At 71.1% G+C, this 3569-nt stretch carries 4 protein-coding genes; 1 reads left to right on the plus strand and 3 read right to left on the minus strand.

What is annotated here, in order from left to right; translation table 11 throughout:
• Both ACYU7H_RS12050 and ACYU7H_RS12055 read right to left on the minus strand, forming a co-directional pair.
• Nucleotides 1–184: hypothetical protein (locus ACYU7H_RS12050; RefSeq protein ID WP_460815060.1), on the minus strand; the 184-nt coding region annotated here is incomplete at its 3' end.
• A 533-nt stretch (nucleotides 185–717) separates the two neighbouring features.
• Complete coding sequence (locus ACYU7H_RS12055) at nucleotides 718–1659, minus strand: methyltransferase domain-containing protein (protein ID WP_460815062.1); 942 nt, start codon at nucleotides 1657–1659, stop codon at nucleotides 718–720.
• Between the two features lie 160 nt (nucleotides 1660–1819).
• Between ACYU7H_RS12055 and ACYU7H_RS12060 the strand changes: the two genes are divergently transcribed.
• Nucleotides 1820–3241 (plus strand): phenylacetate--CoA ligase family protein, encoded by a 1422-nt coding sequence (locus ACYU7H_RS12060; protein WP_460815063.1) that lies wholly within the window; start codon nucleotides 1820–1822, stop codon nucleotides 3239–3241.
• Here the strand turns inward: ACYU7H_RS12060 and ACYU7H_RS12065 are convergent.
• Nucleotides 3238–3569, minus strand: a 332-nt coding sequence (locus ACYU7H_RS12065; RefSeq protein WP_460815065.1) for a choice-of-anchor Q domain-containing protein, incomplete at its 5' end; no start/stop codon positions are given. The two genes, ACYU7H_RS12060 and ACYU7H_RS12065, sit on opposite strands and share 4 nt — an antisense overlap.

Genomic DNA, 3569 nt, shown 5'->3' on the forward strand with positions numbered 1-3569 from the left:
GGCCGGTGCCGCTGCCGGGGTAGGGGGCATCGGCGCGGCCGGTGCACTGGCTGGCACTGCCGCCGTCGGCGCGGACGTGGAAGGTGGTGGCCGCCTGGGCACTGCCCCAGGCGAGCAGGCTGGCGGGGACGAGAAGCAAGGGCAACAGGGCCACCGGGCGGCGGCGGTCGGAACGTACGGACATGGCGCGACGAGACTCCATCGATGAGCCGGAGGGCAGGGCATGGGGGAGCGCGCGGTACGCACGAGGGCACCGAGCGAGCGCCGGATGCTAGGCGGCGGCCTCGAGCGCTTTTGGGAACCCGCGCACGTTTCACGCCGCCCTCACTGACGCGTTGCGTCAGTCGCGCCATGTCGCACTGACGCAATGCGTCAGATTCAGCCGGGATTCTGGAATGTGAAACCGCGCGGCGCGCGTTCAGGCGAACACGCGCCGCGATCGTGGCCATTCAGGTAAGGATCGAGTGCCTCGGAATCGGCCTCGCCGGAACCCCGGTGGGTCCGTCAGCCGGCCGGGTCACGATGCGAGCCCGGCCAGGCAGTCGCTCGAGGCGCCTCGCCATCCTTCCGGTGAAGGCGCGGCGGACCCGGACTGGTGCGCCCCACGCGGTCGGCGTCCGGAAGGCTGCGATCCGCGGCGGCGGGGATGCTCGGGGTCCGGCGCGGCGAAGCCGCCGCCCTGCGGGCGCTGCAAGGCCCGCTCCGTCGTATCGCTGTTCAGTTCCGCGCGGGCGCGCCGGCCGGCGCGTGTTCCAGGACCATCCAGAATCCCAGCCAGGCCAGGTCATCGGTCGGAATGCCGCGGAACCGGGACGCGAGGCTCGAGCGGATGCGTTCGATCTGCTCGGGCGCGAGGCGGCCCGTATCGGACAGGGCGCGGAAGCGCAGGCCGTGCCGGGACACCAGGTCCCTGTACTTATCCACCCGCCACCGGTTGGGATTGCCCTTGTGGCTGTTCATCAGGCGGTAGGCCGGTTCGGGCCAGGTCAGGAAATCGAAGGGGTGGTAGCGGTCCATGCCGTGGCTCTTGAGGTCGACCTTGTGGATCGCGACCGCATCGCGCCGCATCGCGCCCGCGATGTCGGCGATGGTCTGTTCCAGGCGGTCGACGTGTTCCAGGACGGCCCTGGAGACGACCAGGTCGTAGGCCTCGCGCGCACCGGCAAGGCCGTCCCGGGTGACGTCGTAGCGGATCGCGTCCGGCCTGAAAGCGCTGGCGGGCTCGCCGTGCCGGTTGAAGGCTGCGCTGCCACGTTCCCGTTGCGCGGGTTCGAGCCGTTCGAGCAGCGACCGGTAGACGGCGAGGTTGGTCGCCGATGCGCGCTCGAGCGGGAACCGGTCGACGCATCGCACCGAGGCCGCGCCATGCGCGTACATCAGCAACGCCACGCCCAGCACGTCGCCCGGCCCGTACTCGAGCACGGTCTTCCCGGATAGGAACGCCTCGGCCCGACCGGGGGGCACCTCGAGCCTCGCCATGTACTCGTCGAAGCAGCGGACGAAGTAGCCGGCGATCTGGGCGGGGTCCTCGACCCCTGCGCCCCGGCCGGTCTGCCGGGTCAACCTGAAGTAGAGGCCGGGGGTGAACCGGGCGACCTGGTTGGTCAGCACGGCCCGCGTGAAGCGGAGCGCATCCCTGCCCGGATTCTCTGTGTACATGGTGGGCACCCGCGGATCCGCGCCTCGTGCGCGTACCGGGAGCAAACGGTGAAGCGGCGGGGGCAAGGACAGGCCGGGCATCGGGTCCCGCGCCGCGGCGCGGCCGGCCTGCACCCGGCGCTCGAGGCGTTTTCCCCGGGGTCGGGGCCAGGACCTGCCAATGACACTGCTTTCGCCCGCCGGGCCGCTGGCCCGCCTCTACCGGCTCGTGCCCACCCGCCTGCGTGACGCGTTCGCGAGCGTGCATGGACTCCGCAGCGACCGGCTGCGTTACGGCGGGTCCTTCGCGTCGCGGCTCGAGGGCTACCGAGCGCGTGACGCGTGGCCGCTAGAGCGCCTTGCCGCGTGGCAGGACGAACGGCTCGTGGCGCTGCTGCGCCATGCGGTGGCGCACGTCCCGTACTACAGGCGACTGCACCGGGCGGGCGGGTTCCCGATCGAGCAGGTCGCCTCGGCCGCGGACCTTGCGAAGCTCCCCATCCTCGAGAAGGACACGATACGGCGCGACCCCGAGGCCTTCGTCGCCGAGCGCGCGTCCGCGTTGCACGTGCTGCACACGAGCGGGACGACCGGGACGCCGCTCAGGCTCTACCGCTCGACGGAAACCATCCGTGACTGGTACGCCTGCTTCGAGCGCCGCGCCCGCGAGTGGGGTGGCGTGTCCCGCGGGGACCGCTACGCGATGCTCGGCGGACAGCTCGTCGTGCCGGTGGAGGCCTCGCGTCCCCCGTTCTGGGTGTACAACGCGCCCTCGCGGCAGCTGTACATGTCGGTCTACCACCTGTCGCCGGCCTTCATGGGCAGCTACCTGGACGAGATTGCCCGGCGCGGCATCGTGCACATGTATGGCTACGCCTCGGCGATGGATTCGCTCGCTTCGCATGCCCTGGCCACGGGCAGGCGCGATGTCCGGCTGAAGCTGGCGACCTCGAACGCCGAGCCGCTGTATGCCCACCAGCGGGAGCGGATCGGCAAGGCGTTCGACTGCGAGGTGCGCGACACCTATTCCAACAGCGAGATGTCGATCGCCGCGTTCGAGTGCCCGGGCGGGCGCATGCACCTGTCCATGGACGTCGCGGCCGTCGAGGTCGTGGATGGCGTCGGCCGCCCCCGTCCTCCCGGCGAAGTCAGCGACTTCGTCGGCACCTGCCTGCTGAATTTCGACCAGCCATTGATCCGCTATCGAATGGGCGACCGCGGCGCGCTCGCCGGCGCCGAGGCACCCTGCACGTGCGGCTGCCGGGCGCCGTCGCTCGACAGCATCGAGGGACGGCAGGACGACGTGCTGGTCACGCCCGACGGACGCCAGGTGGGCCGCCTCGACCCGGTTTTCAAGGGCGGCATGCACCTGCTCGAAGCGCAGGTCGTGCAGGTCGCGCTGGACGAGGTCCACGTGAACGTCGTGCCGGCGCCCGGATACGGCGCCGCGGATGCCGAGTCCATCGCCGCCCGGCTCCGGGACCGGATGGGCGGGATCACGGTGCGCGTGGTCGAAGTGCCCGCGATCGCCCGGACGTCGAACGGAAAGTTCCGCGCGGTGGTCAGCCAGCTCCGGGGCGACCGGGCCACTGGCGCGACCTAGGGCCTGCGTGCCTGGATCGCACCGATGTCGGCGGCGCCTGCCGAGGGCCGCGGACGCTTGCGGAAGTCCGGGCCGGTGCAAGCGATCGCTTCGGCTGCGCCGATGACCGGACTGCCGTCTTGCGGTTCCGGGTCGAAGCCCGCGAGCGTCATGTCGGCCAGCATCGGGTCCGTGCAGGCGACGCCGTCCGGACAGCGAGCAACGTTCCAGGCCAGGTTGCCGGACACGGTCTTCTCGCCCGACACGCTGCCGGTGATGAAGCCGCGCTTGGTGCCGTCGATGAAGTAGGGGAACCCGACGCCGACGTTGTTCTGGATCATGATCCGGT

The organism is Luteimonas pelagia, assembly GCF_054776035.1.